Raw genomic sequence first — 16,536 nt, 5'->3', positions numbered from 1 at the left:
ACAGATGTTTTCTACCTTTAAATCATCCAAAAAGTGGTTGTTCGCCTTCGGAGGGCTTTTGAGTCTATTTGGTCTCATTGCTTTTACCGAAATCAGGCATGGGCAGAAGCATGTTCGGTCGGTGATTATACGAATTAATCAGACAGATGGGTATCGTTTTCTGACGCGTCGGGATGCAATAGGCTACCTGACTAACGAAGGAGCAGATCCAGTTGTCGGTAAAGATTATGCCGATGTAGACCTCCGCCGATTGGAAAAAAGGTTGAAACAACATGGATTGGTAAAAAATTGTCAGATTTCACGTGACCTAACAGGTGCTTTACTCGTCGTGATTGAACAACCCAGGCCATTGGCCCGGTTAATGGCTCCAGGCGACGGAACAAGAACCGTATCGGGGCAGTATGTAAGTGAAGATGGCCACTTTTTCCCGATCTCTATGAATTATTCGGCCCGTGTTCCGATTCTGACCGGAAATTATTTCGCTCAAAATCGTTCGCTGGTCAGTGAACGAAACCAGCCATTGCTGGATTTGTTGAAACGAATACACGATGATCCGTTCTGGCGTGCACAAATCGCCGAGCTATCAGTAGATGAACAAGGCGAGGTGACCATGTGGCCGCAAATGGGTAATCATCGGATTGAATTTGGGCCACCCACCGAACTGGATGCGAAGTTTAGAAAATTAAAATTAGTCTATACGGACGTTTTACCAGCCAAAGGATGGGATCGTTATAGCCGGGTAAGCGTCCAGTACCGAAACCAAATAGTTTGCGAATGACAACAACGGGCATGGACGAAAAAATTGTAGTGGGTCTGGACATCGGTAGCACTAAGGTGTGTGCGGTGGCTGGACGGTTGATTCGGAATAACAAGGAACAGGAAACGCTCGAAGTACTGGGCGTAGGGGAGACGAATCTAACCGATGGAGTAGCCAAGGGGTCTGTCGTGAACGTCAACAATACAGTCAATGCAATCCGGCGGGCTGTAGCAGAGGCATCTAACCAATCTAACCTGAACATTCATTTAGTAAATGTCAGTTTCAGCGGTTCACACGTTACGTCGGTTAAGTCGAGTGGGAGCATTACCCGTTCATCATCCGGCGATGAGGTGCAGACAGAAGATATTGATCACCTGTTGAATGACATGTACCGGACGTCGATTCCGGCCGACAAGGAAATTATCCATGTCCTGCCAATGGATTTCGTCGTCGATACGGAAACGAATATCAATCAACCGGTTGGTCGAAACGGAGTAAAGCTTGGTGCTGATTTTCAATTAATTACAGCCCAGGCAAATGCTGCCCGAAACATTCGCAAGTGCATTACGCGCAACAATCTGGCCCAGGATACCATGATGCTGTCGGCGCTCGCGTCAGGTCTGGCGGTTCTGACTGATGAAGAAAAATACGCTGGCGTTGCGCTGGTCGATATTGGAGGAGGCACTACTGAGATGGCCATTTATTACCGAAATGTCCTTCGTCACGTGGCCGTTTTTCCATGGGCTGGTAATAGCCTGACATCCGATATTCAGGCGGGTTGCAAAATTCTACCCAATCAGGCTGAGTTGCTCAAAAAGAAATTTGGTAGCGCTAACCCCGGCGAATACAATCTGAATGAGGTTGTGGCGGTACCTGGGCTAAGCAATCGTAAGCCGAAAGACGTACTACTGAAAAATGTAGCTGTCATTATTGAAGACCGGTTGCGTGAAATTGCCGCATTGGTACAAGCCGAAATTATTCGGTCGGGCTACGACGGCAAATTGCTGGGTGGTATCGTCCTAACCGGTGGTTCAGCACTAATTCCAGGAGTGGAGCTTATTTTCGGTCGGGTAACCGGGGTTGAAGAAGTGCGCGTTGGGTATCCTGAGCATCTTGAACCTAATGGCCGTGCTGACCTGGTTGGCGATCCTGCCTATGCAACTGCAGTTGGTTTGGTGTGGGCAGGCTATAAGACCATCGACAATCGAATTTCATTCATCAGCGATCCGAATCGAATTCCTGAAGATCAGCCTGTTAGCCCAAGTAGTCGGGTAACTTACCCACCCGTTAGCGGAACAGGCGTTAAACCTACCGGGGGAACCAAGCTTCCAGAACCACCTGAGCCGCCTAAAAAAGGTTGGTTCGACAAACTTCTAGAAGCGCTACAGCCATCTCGTGGCAACGAAACCGACCCGTACTAGAAATCTTGTAAACTGGCCATAAGCCGGTTTACTCGCTATATACAGTTTTTGTAAATGAACAGACACCACAACCCACACGATGAATAGTCAGGGCTATAGATTCGAAATTCCAGACGATAACCCAATTATTATTAAGGTTGTCGGCGTGGGCGGCATGGGAGGTAATGCCGTTAAGCACATGGACAAACTGAAAATGCGGGATGTCAGCTTTGCCGTGTGTAATACCGACCGTCAGGCTCTTATGAGTAATCCAGTGCAAACCAAATTGCAACTGGGCGACGGATTGGGGGCAGGTACCGAGGCCAAAGCAGGTGAAGATGCTGCCCGAGCGAGTATCGACGAAATTCGGAACCTGCTGGCTCCGCCAACGAAAATGGTTTTCATCACGGCGGGTATGGGCGGTGGTACCGGTACAGGTGCAGCTCCCGTTGTTGCCGAAGTAGCTCGTGAGATGGGCCTGCTAACGGTAGCTGTTGTAACGGCTCCCTATTGGTACGAAGGAACTGATAAGAAAGAGCAGGCTCGTGAAGGAATTGAAAAGCTAAAGAAAAGCTGCGATACCGTATTAGTTGTTCTAAACGACAAACTAGCTGAGTTATATAGCGAACTGACATGGACGGAAGCCTACGCTCATGCCGATGACGTACTAGCCAATGCCGTAAAGAGTATCGCGGAGATCATTACGACCCAGGGCGATATCAACGCTGACTTTGCCGACGTTAAGAAAGTGCTCGAAGGAGCAGGACAATCTGTTATGGGTTCGGCTGAGATCGGGGGCGAAGACCGTGCTCTTCGCGCTATCGAAGCGGCTCTGAATTCGCCTTTGCTGAACGACCACGACATTCGAGGGGCCAAACGGATTCTGCTAACCATTTCGTCGAGTAAGCAACACGCCATGAAGCTGAAAGAGCAAATGGCCATTTCGGAACACGTTGCCAAAAAAATTCAGAGCGAAGCCCGCATGTTTAAGTTTGGTGCCATCACCGACGAAAACCTTGGCGAGAATCTACGGGTAACTATCATTGCCGCTGGTTTTGACGGTACATCTGCGCTCATGGATCAGCTTAAAGATCCAGGCACTAATGTGGTAGAGCCTGATCTACTAGAAGCAGAAGAAGACCAGCCCCAGGATAGTCTGACGGATGAAGAAACCCCCGAAGACCTGGTACTGGTCGACGCGGATGGGAATGAAACAGACTCAGAGCCTGTTGGCGTAAGCGTGAAGCCCGATGATAAGCAAACACCAACGGGTGGCTATAATGGCGGTTCATCCATTGTTCGACCAGAACCACCCGTTTTTACGGGATCTTTTCAGGATGATGATGACGATATCGATGTATTAGAGTTAGACGAAGTAGAACGGCCTAACGATGCCGACCTAATCAAGAAAACCGTAGAGGCTTTTGTAAAAGGTCAGTATTTAGCCGCCGACCTCGACCGCCCAACCTTTGAGCGGAATAAGACTATGCTCTACCCGCTACCGCTCTTAGCTGAGCAGGAGTTTGTGCGTTCAAAGCTCAATGATTAAGCAGGGGCCCATGATGCTCCATTTCTGGCAGAGACTTCTAGGTCTCTGCTTTTTTGTTCTAATGGAACTGACGTACACTGCCGTAAAAGAAGCTCTGCTTGCTTTTGCTCAACCTGACCGAGCTAGTTGGGTTGCTCGTTTTTTTAAGACCGCTCCGGGTCAGTATGGTGAAGGTGACCACTTTTTAGGGCTTTCAATGCCAGAGCAGCACATCATTGCCAAACAGTATCATAACCTACCCATTACCGAAACCGAGCTGTTATTACGTGACCCTTATCACGAATGCCGTATGGTAGGGCTGTTAATTTGGGTTAACCAAACGAAGAAAGCTCGTCCAGCTCAACAATCGGAAATTCTGGAACGGTATCTGGCCAACCGACAGTTTATCAACAACTGGGATTTAGTAGATGTCACCTGCCCGCACATTATTGGTCGATCGGTCATTCATGGAGACCGATCAATTCTATATGAACTGGCCGCTGAAGATCATCTCTGGAGCCAGCGCATTGCTATCATTTCGACTTTCGCGCTGATTCGGCTGGGGCAGTTTGGAGATACCTTCGCCCTGGCCGAACTATTGTTGCCTCATAAACACGACCTGATTCATAAGGCAATTGGCTGGATGCTACGCGAAGTAGGTAAACGGAATATAGATGCCCTAGAAGAATTTTTGCATGACCACGTCCAGCAAATGCCGCGTACAACTCTCCGCTATGCCATCGAACGATTCGACCCCGCCCGCCGACGGTATTATCTGGATTTATAGCATACTAAGCAATCCAATTGACCTATCCATGTAACTCGACTGATGAGGGCAGTAATGAAAACGAAGTAAGGACAATGCCTTAGCAGGCTAAAGGGCGGTGAACCAAGATATTATCCTTATATTTTGCAAACCAACCTCTTCAGTCACTTTCTGATGAAAACCGTCTTCTTCGCTTGCTTATGCATGGTACTGTCGTTTGCTAGTTCTGGTCAAACAAAATCGGCAAAGACTGTTCCCTACGATGTTATTATTCGAAATGGCCTGATTTACGATGGTTCCGGTCAAAAGCCGTACAAAGGCGACGTTGGTATTCGGGCAGACCGGGTCGTGGCGATCGGTACCTTGTCGAATTCTAAGGCAACTACCATTGTAGATGCCAATGGTATGGCGGTGGCACCGGGATTCATCAATGTACTATCACATACGGGCGCGTTTCTGCTCAAAGACAACCGCTCTATGAGCGATTTGAAGCAGGGGATTACAACCGAAATCTTCGGCGAGTTATCGTGGGGTCCGGTTAAGACCCAGGCCATGCGCCAACGAATCAACCGCAACCTAACCACATTTGGCCCTGGCGCTGATACCTGCAGCTGGACAACGCTGGCGGAGTTTATGACCAAACTGGAGCGCAAAGGCATTACCCCAAACATTGCTTCGTATGTAGGCGCAGGCGAAGTCCGCATGAACGTACTGGGCGAGGACGACGTGAAACCCACTCCCAGTCAGTTAGCCCAGATGCAGGCATTGGTTCAGGAAGCGATGGAAGGCGGTGCGCTGGGCGTAACAACTATGCTGATTTACCCCCCAAATACCTTTGCCGATACTGATGAACTGATTGCGCTGTGTCGCGAAGCCTCTCGTTACGGAGGCCGCTACATTGTTCACATGCGGAGTGAAGGTGATCGGCTGGAAGAGGGTATCCAAGAGCTTATCAAGATTGGTAAGGAAGCCAAGCTCCCCGTCGAACTCTATCATTTTAAGGCAAGTGGCGTACGAAACTGGCCTAAAATAGATAAGGCTATTGCCATGATTAATCAGGCAAGGCAACAAGGCCAGGACGTAACCGCCAACATGTACACCTATACGGCTGGTGGTACGGGCTTAACATCCTGTTTACCACCTTATGTCTTCAACGGGGGCTTTCTGGCAGGCTGGAAGCGATTGCAGGATCCTACAGAACGCCGAAAAATTGCCGGGGAAGTACGCCATCAAACCCAGGAATGGGAAAACTTATTCGCTTTAGCAGGTTCCATGGATAATATTTTGCTGGCGGATTTTGAACAGGATTCATTGAAGAAATACGTCGGTAAAACATTGGGACAGGTAGCCGCTATTCGTGGAAAAGACCCACTCGAAACCGCAATGGATCTAATTGTGCAGGACAAAGCCCGGGTTGGAACAATCTATTTCCTGATGTCGGAAGAAAACGTTCGCAAGGAGATTCAGCAACCGTGGGTCAGCTTCGGATCGGATGCTGCTTCGATACGGGAAGAAGACAACCAAAACGGCACCACACACCCTCGCACTTTTGGCAACTTCGCCCGGTTGCTAGGTCGATACGTTCGGGACGAAAAATTGATTTCGCTGGACGAAGCCATCCGCCGACTAACCAGTTTACCTGCTAGCAATCACAAACTCAAGGATCGCGGTTTGCTCAAGCCAGGCTACTTTGCCGACGTCGTTATTTTCGACCCGGCTACCATAGGCGATAAAGCTACATTCGAGAAACCCTTCCAATACGCTACGGGTATGCAACATGTCTTTATCAACGGGAAACAGGTACTAAAAGATGGACAACATACCGGTGTCTTGCCAGGTCGGGCCTTATGGGGACCGGGCAGAAAAGAGAAAGTGATAGCAGGCTCGAAAAAGATTTAAGACTCCTGACTTGGCCTACCCGCATGAAAAGTCTACCAGGTTATAAAAGCAACTAGCCTTGACTGTGTTGACACGGCCAAGGCTAGTTGCTTTAGATATGTAGAGATTACCGCATCATTTTATTCAGCTTGCCGGATGACTGCATAGTGTTCATCTTCTTCATCATCTTGCGCATCTCATCGAACTGCTTCAGCAAATTATTCACTTGCTGGATATTGGTACCACTACCCGCTGCGATTCGTTTTTTACGGCTTCCATCAATGATGTCAGGGCGGCTACGTTCCTTCGGCGTCATCGAGCTAATAATGGCTTCGATGGGCTTGAACGAATCGTTATCGATGTCCAAATCCTTGATCATCTTGCCCATGCCCGGAATCATACCGAGCAGGTCTTTGACATTACCCATCTTTTTGATCTGCTGCAACTGCGACAGGAAGTCGTCGAAGTCGAACTGATTCTTACGCATCTTGGCGTTGATGCGTTTGGCTTCATCTTCATCAAATGCCTGTTGCGCCCGCTCTACCAGCGAAATCACGTCGCCCATGCCCAGAATCCGGCTGGCCATCCGATCGGGGTAGAATACGTCGAGCGCTTCCATTTTCTCGCCCGTACTAATGAACTTGATGGGCTTATTGACAACCGTTTTAATGGAAAGAGCCGCTCCACCTCGGGCATCACCGTCAAGTTTGGTGAGCACGACGCCATCGAAATTGAGCCGTTCGTTAAACGTTTTGGCCGTATTGACCGCATCCTGCCCCGTCATGGAATCAACCACAAACAAGGTTTCGGTGGGTGAGATGGCCCGTTTAACCGCTTCGATTTCCTGCATCATCGCTTCATCGACTGCCAAACGTCCGGCTGTATCGATAATTACGATTTTCTTACCTGTTTTGCGAGCCTGATCGATACCATTCTTCGCAATGGCAACGGCGTCTTTGTTTTCTGGCTCGGCGTATACATCTACGCCAACCTGTTCACCCAGGACTTTCAACTGGTCGATAGCCGCTGGCCGGTAGATATCTGCAGCAACGAGGAGTACACCCCGCCCCTGTTTTTTTAGAAAGGCCGCCAGTTTACCCGAAAAGGTTGTCTTACCCGATCCCTGCAAACCTGCAATCAGAATGACAGCCGGGTCGCCTTTGATATTGATGCCCTGTGCTTCGCCACCCATTAACTCGGTCAGTTCTTCCTGAACAATTTTAACGAATAGTTGGCCCGGCTCAACGGAAATAAGCACCTTTCGGTCAAGCGCTTTATCACGAATGCGGTCGGTAATTTCTTTGGCAACTTTATAGTTTACGTCGGCGTCGGTCAGCGCACGGCGAACTTCTTTAATAGTTGCAGCAACGTTGATTTCGGTAATGCGGCCCTGCCCTTTTAGGGTTTTAATAGCCTTATTTAGCTTATCCTGAAGATTCTCGAACATAGTGTATTACAAACGATTCGGCAAAGATAACAGTTTCCCACGCTCAATAATTGCCAATTAGCGAATAGAGCCGGAGATGTAGGCGAGGGTTATAAAAAAATACTGTTTTTCAACAATCAGCCAAAACAATATTTTTCTGGCATTATAGTTGATAAGGAATAGATGATTACTTATTTGTTTGACGTTTAATTCTACTCTATGAGGCAATAATACTATTTATGTCTATATTAGCATCTAATGCATCCTCTTTTGCAAGAATTGCTAATACGACGCCATAGTGATTCTAAACCAACTGCCTCATGAGAACTCTTTTGATGAAAAAAGCAGCAGGCTACGTAGCTACTGCATCTTTAGTAGTATGCCCGTTTGTATCGTCGATCACTATCGCGATGCCCTTGCAAACTGCCTTCACAACAACCCTAGTTTCTCCTGTAAAATCGCCAACCAAGTCAGCAGGTGACCCTGTTTTAGCTCGTAACACAACGACTAAACCAGAAGCTACCGCAACTACTGCCCCTACGAAAGTAGACGACAAAAAAACCATTGGTCGGTGCTGGAAACGTCTGATGACGATGGTTCGGGAGGTAAGGCATGCTCACTCTACCAAAAAGTAGACGAAAAGCTAGATAGGGGCCATAACGGACTGTTCAAACAACAGTCCAGCCTGTTTTACGAACGTCGCCAATAACTGTTGATACGATCGATTTTGCTCTGCCTGATGCGTCTCACTCCAACCCAGTTCAGTAGCCATCAACTCGGCAACCTTCGGAACAAGCTCAGCCGTTAGCTGCCAGTTTGAAAGCTCCAGCCGCCACCGACGAGCCAGTACATCTCGAACGGTAACCGCCATTTCTTCACGAACCTGGTACACGATTTCAGCCTTTAGAAAAGGTTGACTGTCGGTTAATTTAGAGGCCAATTGAGGGTATTGTTCTGCTAGCTTGGCTACGTTATGAGCACGAGTTCCATAGGTTCGGAGTAAGTGCTGACAAACATCGGCCGGAAGCCCATAGCTGGTTTGTACTAGTTGCCAATCCTCGAAACGGTAATTTTCGCCCCCAACTAAGTAATGAGTTTCGGTACTACTCCGAACGGGCTTGCTCAGTAATTCAGCAACACGATCAATGGCATCCTGGGCCATTACCCGGTAGGTTGTCCACTTACCGCCCAGTAAGCTCAATAAACCAGATTCCGGATCGTATTCCACTTCATGATCGCGAAGCAACGTTTTGGTATCGGCCCGGCTGCTCACAATGAGCGGACGAATACCGCCAAAGCCAGCTTGTATATCGGAACGATGCGGAGCGTTAGCTAAATAAGGTTTTACTGTTTCGAGCAAATAATCGACCTCATCGGGTTCCAATATAGGTTCCTGATTCAGATTTTCGTAATCGTTATCGGTTGTACCAACAAACACCTTGTCGCCAAACGGAATGGCAAACACAACTCGGCCATCAGCTGTTTTCGGAATCAGAATGGCGTAATCGCTGGCCAGCGTTTCGCGCGGTAAAACAATGTGGACGCCTTTACTAGGACGTATACGTTCCTCGGCAGCCGAATTCGCTAGTAGCCGGACACTGTCTGCATAAGGTCCCGTACAATTCAGAAAGACCTTGGCCCGAATTTCACTTGTTTCGCCCGTAAGTTGATCCTGAACAATAGCTGTTTTAAGCCGTCCACTCTCCTGCGTAAAACCAGTTACGGCAGTGTAATTAACTACAGTTGCTCCAGCTTCGCTGGCTGAGTGTGCCAGTGCGAGCGCATAGCGGGCATCATTAAACTGACCATCATAATACAAAACCGCGCTGTGCATCTGACCCGTCAACATCGGACTTTTGGCTAGTGCCTCTGCCCGATTGAGCCAGCTTCCTTTTGGGAGGGAGTCATGACCAGCAATCAAATCGTAAAGAGTCAGGCCGATAGTCATATAAAGGCCTTCGAACCAACTGAATACCGGTGTAAGAATAGCGAGTGGGTGCGCTAAATGTGGAGCATTTCGAATAACCGTCCGGCGTTCGGCCAGACCATGACGCACCTGACGAAGTTGCGCTAAATCAAGCTTTTTGATCGCCTGTTCTAAATAGCGAACGCCCCCATGAATCAGTTTGGTAGAACGGGAAGACGTCTCGCTGGCAAAGTCGCCCCGGTCAATCAGCGCAACCCGATACCCTCTCAGGGCCGCATCTAAGGCTGCACCGGCACCACTGGCCCCCGCGCCAATGATACACACATCAAATGATTCCTGCCGTAGCCGCTCCTGATTTATTTTCCGATTCATAGTATCCAGACCAATCCTACTTAGGTCAAAAACGAATTGGTATAGTCAGGAATTCACAGACAACAGTCTGGCAATTCCTGACTATACCAGTCAATTTTTTGACATATACTAATCACGTAACGGCAGAAACTGGGCAATTAGTTGCCTCACTATCTTTAATTTATCCAACTTATGAAGAGAAACTACGGCTACGGCCTCCGAAAAATCCACTACGCCCGCCCGATGGCCGAACAGTACGAGTAACACGGGAGGTACGAACGTTTTCGCCAACGCGCGTAGAGCGATTATATAAATCGGAGTTAGCATAGACACCGGAGCCATACCGACGGGCGTCATCTCGGTATTGAGGTCCTGTAGAGCGCCCTAGCATATAGCCTAGACTCCCCCACAACAGGACATTCGCTAGCCCGTTGTGATGATGATAGGCTCCCGGGTTGTGGAGATAGGTATTGGTTGACTGGTCGGTTTCAACGAGTCGTTTAGCGGCTTCAACACTTAGCGTATCGCGGTGACCATCATGATAATTCACAATGGCTCCTGCCTGACCCGGCTCAGCCTGCACTTCGTCGGTAATTTTAAAGTTACCGGGCGCGGTTTCGGTGATATAGGTTCGTACACCTTTTCCGAAACGGGTTTCGGTACGTTCTTCTTCGGAGTTGTTATTACCGCAACTTTGAAGAAGAACGGTACCCCCAAGCAGTGCCAAACTAAGGGTAGTACTGAGAGTAATATCTTTTACACGCCGAAGAACGGCATGTCGGCGAGTGGGTGTCATGGACTGAGCTAGTTAAGAATCAGCCACTAAACTACGCTACCAAACGCAGGTGTACAACCAAATACGGATGAACTGTTCACGGAGGGTAGCAAGCGGTTGTTAGAACGGACGATATTTCGTTCCGAATAATACAACAACACCAGCCGATACACTGACAACGCCAACAGTTCGATCGCTACTGTAGCTTGAGCTTTTCGATACACTATTGTTACTTTGTGCTGTCGATGTCAGGTTCGTGAACGTAAAATCAGCGCGGCTATAGTCGGCATTCACGTTAAAGGCCGTACTCCTACCCAACCGATAGCGTAGCGACAATCCACCACCAAACGCCATAGCGCTACTCTGAGAACCTGTTGTTTTCACCGACATTTCGGTACGTCCGAATGTACCCGACATAGATGTATTCGGCAAAACAGCCAGTGCCCGACCGGCAAGCAAGCGCCCATCTACTGAAAACCGACCACTTAGCGGAATAGAGACATAGGGGCCCGCCATTACGGTCATGATCGACCAGTTATCAGCCTTAGCGGTCCAGACATCCGAATCGTTACGATAAAGCGCATCGAGCATTGCACCTGTGTTAACCGAGTTCCGATGTTGTTCTCCACGAATCATTAAGCCTACAGGCCCGGCAACCCGGTAACCTGCCGATACATTAAAGGCAAGTCCATTACCAGCCATACAGGCCTGATCATCGGATGACGCGCAACTCGCAAACCGACCAACGGGCAAACTAGCCCCCGCCGATACAGCGAAAAAACCTTTTTTATCCTGATGCGATAAAATAAACGTCTTCTGGCAAAAGGCAACAGTAGTCATACCAGCCGCCAGTACAGTTACGAAGAGCTTTTTCATAGCCTACTAAATTTGTTGGGTAAGTTGTTTTACGGTTCCCAAACAAATACAGTGCCACAAATCAGCAATCAGGAAAATATCCTGATTCTAAGCAGATTACCCTTAGCGATTCGCCCTCATTGCCAGATAAACGCCATTTGTCCAGCCAAAACCATCCTGGTTCGGGTATTCACCCCCGCCCGTGGTTATGGCGGCATCAACGACGTTATATTTTTCCATCATTTTGCCCGTTGCCCGAAACACCTTGTCGTTCAATGCCAGCCATCGATCGCGGCCTTCGTTAGCTGTTTCGGTAAAGCCGTAATTGAGTAGCGCCTTGTATACAATCCACTGCAAAGGTGCCCAGCCATTCGGCCAGTCCCATTGCTGGCCTGTTTGGTTGAGCGTTGTTACCCAACCACCCGCTTGCAAAAAATCGGCTTTGAGCCGATCGTGAACGCGGGCAGCCTGCTCAGGCGTAGCCAGTTTAAAAAATAAAGGGAATACTCCCGCCAGTGTTAAAGCTTCGGTTTGTTGGTTGGCAACAGCGTCATAGTCATGAAAGAAACCCGTTTCTTCATTCCAGAATAGCTGCTGAATGGCTTTTTCGCGGCCTTTAATCAGCCAGTCATACTCATCGTAGGCCAGCTTATGCTCCCCGGTCTGCAGAGCCGAGTCATGCAAGGTTGTCTCTAACCGATAAAGCAGACAATTTAAATCTACGGGTACAATATTGGTGGCCTTTATGGTAGTCATTGACTGCTGATCGTTAAACCAGCGGCTACTAAAATCCCAGCCCGATTCGCAGGCTGCCCGTATATGTGTGTACAGCTCTTCGGGTACAACACCCAGCGGTGCTGCTTCTTCGGTTAATTCGATTTCCTGCCGATATGCTTCGGGACGAGGGGTGGGCGTATCATCCCAATACCGGTTCACGATTAGTTTGTCGCCCAGCCTGACAACGCGTTTCTGAATAGGCCGCTCGGCCGTCAATTCATGGCGACCGTTCATCCAGAAATCATATTCGTTGAGGAGTTGTGGCTGGTACTTTACTAACGCATCTTTTCCTTCTAGTTCGGCTAGCAGATTCACCATCAAGGCAAAATACGGCGGTTGTGATCGACTCAGGAAATAAGTCCGGTTTCCATTGGGAATAAAGCCGAACTGATCAATCAGATAGGCGAAATTATCGAGCATATCCCGGATCAAATCGATTCGTCCCGATTCGTCCAAACCCAGCATGGTAAAATAACTGTCCCAATAAAAAATCTCGCGAAATCGTCCCCCCGGCACCACGTACGGATGCGGCAATGGCACACGCGAACTGCCTTCAACAGGCGGATCAGCCGGGCGGGTGAGCCGGTCCCACAACCGGTTTATATGATCGGCGGTACTAATTGATGTGTCACTAACGTAATCATTGGCAACTTTTTCCGGAACGACAAAATAGGTATGTACAAATACAGAAAGGTCGAAACCCGGTTTGGTTTTCTCGGCTTCGTAAAACGCAACGAGGTCGGCTGGAGCGAGTTTGGGCACGCAGTCAACAAAAGTTTTTGAATCCGCGAAAACGTGACCTAGCTGCACATCCTGAAACAGACTACCGAAGAGTTGATCAGGCGATTTGGGGAAAGATGAAGTTGCCAAAATAGAAAATGAAAGGTTCGGATGATTTAACTAGAAAAAGCCCACTTTGTCCTTGGATGCACCTGTTGGGCGAGCAAAAATGCAAAAAGCCACAATAGAACTGGAAAAAATAATAACGGGAAAGCCGTATGTTTATCTTCCTAAACCTATAACCACCGTATTTGCATGGCTCACTGGCGTATTAAACTCTCATTGCTTCTCAACTATTTCGTATTTGCCATCTTACTGAATAGTGTTGGCACCGTGATTTTGCAAGTTCAAAACAACTATAGCGTATTGGCTTCGGCGGCCAGTGTTCTCGAAGCATTCAAGGATTTGACCATTGCGATTGTCTCGTTTATTGTGGCCTCTTACATTATCCGGATTGGCTACAAACGAGCCATGTTAGCTGCGCTCGGTCTGGTTATTCTGGCCTGCTTATTGATGCCACAAGTGCCCGCTTTCTGGACAACAAAGCTGCTCTTTGCCGCTACGGGTGCAGGTTTCGCTTTGATTAAAGTCTCCGTTTTTGCGACAATCGGACTGATTACGAATAATTCGAATGAGCACGCCAGCTTCATGAATTTTCTGGAGTCGTTTTTTATGATTGGTGTGTTGTCAGGTAATTTTTTATTCAGCGCCTTTGTAGATGATACCAATCCACAATCCACTGCCTGGCTGCGTGTTTATTATATTCTGGCGGGTATTGCTTTAGCCGCGTTTTTATTGCTACTCATTACACCAATAGATGAATCGAGCGTTAAACAGGAAACTCCCACAAACCCTCTCAGAGATCTCGTAGAGATGATCCGTTTGGCAATTACACCTGTGGTGCTGGTATTTATTATAACCGCCTTTGTATATGTCCTTATGGAACAAGGCATTATGAGCTGGTTACCAACATTTAACTACAAAGTGTTGCATTTACCATCATCGCTTAGCATTCAGATGGCCAGTATTCTGGCGGCTTCTACAGCGGCAGGGCGATTTCTGGCAGGTGTATTATTAGGCAAAATTTCGTGGTACTGGCTCCTGATGATTTGCCTTGTTGCATCGGCTGGACTCGTATTGCTGGCCTTACCGCTAGCCAGTGGAGTAACTGGTGATGCGGTAACCGGCTGGGGTAATGCGCCCATAGCCGCTTTCATTTTCCCGATGATTGGCCTCTTCATTGCCCCGATCTATCCGGCCATTAACTCCGCTATTCTGAGTAGCCTACCATTACGGCAACACGGCCCAATGGCAGGACTGATCGTTATTTTCTCAGCCTTGGGTGGCACAACTGGTTCAATCATTACTGGCCACGTTTTCGACGCTTTTGATGGCCAAACAGCATTTTACTTCTCGCTTATACCCATTGGCCTTCTACTAGTGCTCATTACAGTATTTAGCCGGATGCAGAAGAAAACAGGGAAAGAGGTGAAGATTACGACAGGCATGGGAGGACATTAGATATGTAGGATGTATGATATAGGATGTATTTTCTGACAGACATACATCCTATATCATACATCACTTCACGTAGCCCGGCCCCATGAGCAACTGCCCTGGCCGCTGACCGTTGTGCCTGCTGTTTTCAACAACGGGGGTTCCATTCACAATGACCCAGGAAATGCCCGTTGTGTAGGCATGCGGTTGCTCGTAGGTGGCTTTGTCAGCAACGGTTTTCTCGTCGAACAACACAATATCGGCGGCATAACCGGGACGGAGTAATCCGCGATCAGTAAGACGGAAACGCTGAGCAGGCAGGGACGTCATCCGGCGAATGGCTTCTTCCAGCGGAATAATGTGTCGTTCACGAACGTAACGACCTAACACACGGGCATTGGTACCGTAGGCGCGGGGATGCGGCATGCCTGAGCCAAGCTTAGCGACACCCGCATCGGAGGCAATCATTGTGTTGGGGTATCGAAGAATATTCTCGACGTCCGTTTCCGACATAGTATGATACACCATCTGGATTCGCTTCAGATTCGCTTTTTCCATCAGATCCATAATCAGGTCAGCTTCCGTATCGGGTGTGTTCTTACGGCCTAACTTTTGGTTGATGGCATTAATGCTCATGCCATTAAAAGTTGTATCGGGTTTGTAGCTGGAAACAACAGCATATTCGTAGTTTTTGCGTAGGTTTTTCGCCAATCCATCCAGCATTTCGGTGCGGATTTTAGCGCGAGTGGCTGGGTCTCGGAACCGAACCAGTACGGCCGAATCGCCATCGGCCAAGGCCCACGACGGTACAATACTCTCTAACGATGTGCTGGATGCCGTGTACGGATATTGATCGACGGTGACGTCTAAGCCCTCGCGTCGGGCCGACTCAACCAGTTCAACCGTTTCGGTACTTTTTCCCCAAAGCGGCTTACTGGCTACTTTAAAATGCGAGATCTCGACCGGAATATGAGCCTCACGGCTAATCAGAATCGCTTCCTGAACGGCCTGCTTCACATTCTGCCCTTCGTTCCGAATGTGCGACGCATACAAGCCACCATAGCGAGAGGCCACTTTGGCCAGATTGACCACTTCGGGCGTTCGGGCGTAGGTGCCGGGTGTATAAATTAAACCCGTCGATATGCCCACAGCACCGTCTTTCATCGCCTGTTCAACGAGGCTTTCCATGTCGGCCTGTTCACGAGCGGTGGGTTCCCGAAACGCCATTTTCATGACTTTCATGCGTACCGAATTATGGCCGATCAACGAGCCCACGTTAATCGATGTTTTTGTCATTCGTAGCGTATCAAAGTAGGTCCGCAGGTTGGCGCTTGACCCACCGCAGTTGCCGGTTATCACCGTGGTAACACCATCGTAAATGAAGTTGGGAGCACCAGGCTGAGCTTCCAGGCTATTCTCTACATGCGCATGTACATCAATAAAACCAGGCGCTACAATTAACCCAGTTGCGTCGATGGTTCGTTTGCCATCGGCGGTTGGTATCGTCCCAACCTTAACGATACGCCCGTTTTGAACGGCAACATCGGCATACATCCAGGGGTTGCCTGTTCCGTCTACTACCCGGCCGTTTTTAATGACAAGGTCGTAGGGTTGAGCATACGTACAACAGGAAATGATCAGGCAAATAAGGAGCGCGTAGAGTCGTTGATGCATTGATTTGAAGAGGGATAAGAAACAAGTCAGCTATGAATATGGCTGTTTTCCCAACCAAAATCAAATCCCATTAGAAACAGGTGGAATAGTGCAACAAAAACGGGGACAGTTACCTAAAACTGTCCCCGCTCCCTTATTACTTGTA

13 protein-coding genes are annotated in these 16,536 nt (G+C 48.6%); 7 read left to right on the top strand and 6 right to left on the bottom strand.

Annotated elements, in window-relative coordinates:
• Positions 1-4: 4 nt before the first annotated feature.
• The 5 genes from ACYVGO_RS07060 to ACYVGO_RS07040 all read left to right on the top strand — a co-directional run bounded on the left by ACYVGO_RS07060 (position 5) and on the right by ACYVGO_RS07040 (position 6,350).
• On the top strand, positions 5-778 hold the full coding sequence (locus tag ACYVGO_RS07060; protein ID WP_460968584.1) for a cell division protein FtsQ/DivIB: 774 nt from the start codon (positions 5-7) through the stop codon (positions 776-778).
• A complete protein-coding gene (gene ftsA, locus ACYVGO_RS07055) occupies positions 775-2,178 on the top strand; it encodes a cell division protein FtsA (RefSeq protein ID WP_246859334.1) in 1,404 nt (467 codons plus the stop codon). Before ACYVGO_RS07060 ends, ftsA begins: the two co-directional genes overlap by 4 nt.
• Before the next feature lie 79 nt (positions 2,179-2,257).
• Entirely contained in the window at positions 2,258-3,706 is a 1,449-nt protein-coding gene (gene ftsZ, locus ACYVGO_RS07050) for a cell division protein FtsZ (RefSeq protein ID WP_142775939.1), read from the top strand.
• Positions 3,707-3,767: 61 nt separating this feature from the next.
• Entirely contained in the window at positions 3,768-4,472 is a 705-nt protein-coding gene (locus ACYVGO_RS07045; RefSeq protein ID WP_460968582.1) for a DNA alkylation repair protein, read from the top strand.
• A gap of 153 nt (positions 4,473-4,625) precedes the next feature.
• Positions 4,626-6,350 carry an N-acyl-D-amino-acid deacylase family protein gene (locus tag ACYVGO_RS07040; protein WP_460968580.1) on the top strand — a complete coding sequence of 575 codons (1,725 nt, stop codon included), beginning with the start codon at positions 4,626-4,628 and terminating at the stop codon, positions 6,348-6,350.
• Positions 6,351-6,456: 106 nt separating this feature from the next.
• On the opposite strand, the gene ffh is transcribed toward ACYVGO_RS07040, so the two are convergent.
• Positions 6,457-7,776, bottom strand: coding sequence for a signal recognition particle protein (ffh, locus tag ACYVGO_RS07035; RefSeq protein ID WP_142775942.1), 1,320 nt, complete (start codon positions 7,774-7,776; stop codon positions 6,457-6,459).
• 299 nt (positions 7,777-8,075) lie between these two features.
• Between ffh and ACYVGO_RS07030 the strand changes: the two genes are divergently transcribed.
• A complete protein-coding gene (locus tag ACYVGO_RS07030; protein ID WP_460968578.1) occupies positions 8,076-8,390 on the top strand; it encodes a hypothetical protein in 315 nt (104 codons plus the stop codon).
• Between the two features lie 8 nt (positions 8,391-8,398).
• Here the strand turns inward: ACYVGO_RS07030 and ACYVGO_RS07025 are convergent, their stop codons facing one another.
• The 4 genes from ACYVGO_RS07025 to treA form a co-directional block, all read right to left on the bottom strand.
• The gene (locus ACYVGO_RS07025; protein WP_460968576.1) at positions 8,399-10,054 is read right to left on the bottom strand and encodes a glycerol-3-phosphate dehydrogenase/oxidase; all 1,656 of its coding nucleotides are present in this window, start codon (positions 10,052-10,054) and stop codon (positions 8,399-8,401) included.
• Between the two features lie 169 nt (positions 10,055-10,223).
• On the bottom strand, positions 10,224-10,829 hold the full coding sequence (locus ACYVGO_RS07020; protein WP_142775947.1) for a hypothetical protein: 606 nt from the start codon (positions 10,827-10,829) through the stop codon (positions 10,224-10,226).
• Between the two features lie 99 nt (positions 10,830-10,928).
• Complete coding sequence (locus ACYVGO_RS07015) at positions 10,929-11,684, bottom strand: outer membrane beta-barrel protein (protein ID WP_460968575.1); 756 nt, start codon at positions 11,682-11,684, stop codon at positions 10,929-10,931.
• Positions 11,685-11,786: 102 nt separating this feature from the next.
• On the bottom strand, positions 11,787-13,310 hold the full coding sequence (treA, locus tag ACYVGO_RS07010) for an alpha,alpha-trehalase TreA (RefSeq protein ID WP_460968573.1): 1,524 nt from the start codon (positions 13,308-13,310) through the stop codon (positions 11,787-11,789).
• Positions 13,311-13,475: 165 nt separating this feature from the next.
• Between treA and ACYVGO_RS07005 the strand changes: the two genes are divergently transcribed.
• A complete protein-coding gene (locus tag ACYVGO_RS07005) occupies positions 13,476-14,741 on the top strand; it encodes an MFS transporter (protein ID WP_460968572.1) in 1,266 nt (421 codons plus the stop codon).
• 60 nt (positions 14,742-14,801) lie between these two features.
• Here the strand turns inward: ACYVGO_RS07005 and ACYVGO_RS07000 are convergent, their stop codons facing one another.
• Entirely contained in the window at positions 14,802-16,391 is a 1,590-nt protein-coding gene (locus ACYVGO_RS07000; RefSeq protein WP_460968570.1) for an N-acyl-D-amino-acid deacylase family protein, read from the bottom strand.
• Positions 16,392-16,536: the final 145 nt, after the last annotated feature.

Source organism: Spirosoma migulaei (assembly GCF_054776855.1).
This window is presented reverse-complemented; position numbering and strand designations above follow the sequence as displayed.